Here is a 523-nt window from a genome sequence, read left to right on the forward strand (position 1 = left end):
GCTTGACCCCATGGTGCTACGGTAGCATGCGGCTTTTTACGTTCAAGTCATATTCTAGGGAATGCATGCTTTATGAGCAATTTCCACGAAGGCAACGCGGATGGACGAAGAAGACTTCTTTGACGCTCAATTCCCGGGAACCTCCGTTCTGCTGCGAAACATGCGCGCCCAAGACAGTGAGTTCGACCGCATTTGCCTCGACTATCAGGAGATGATGACCGAGCTGGCACAGTCTCCTCTTTCCGACACGGGCGTTCGCCCTCGGTACCTCGCGGATCTGGCGGAAACCGTTACTGATTTGCGAAGCTCTATCGAAGCAAAGCTGTCAGACGTTCCGGGTACGCCCGGGCATTTGGATCAAACGAAAGGCTTGAAATGACCCTGAAACACATTTTGCCCGCGCTAATCCTGACTGCAGCTTCGGCATATGCCCAACAGAACCCGATTATTCACGATGGTGAGTTCGAATTTCTGCGTGCCCAGTTCGGCGCAGTCTGGGATGCCCAGGACATTGAGATTGACG

The 523-nt window shown here is 53.3% G+C and carries 1 protein-coding gene; it reads left to right on the plus strand.

Annotation, left to right across the window (positions count from 1 at the left end):
• Positions 1-100: 100 nt before the first annotated feature.
• Complete coding sequence (locus tag ACR0EL_RS22785; RefSeq protein WP_170393262.1) at positions 101-379, plus strand: hypothetical protein; 279 nt, start codon at positions 101-103, stop codon at positions 377-379.
• The last annotated feature ends 144 nt before the right edge of the window (positions 380-523 follow it).

Source organism: Ruegeria sp. AH12, from assembly GCF_056541465.1.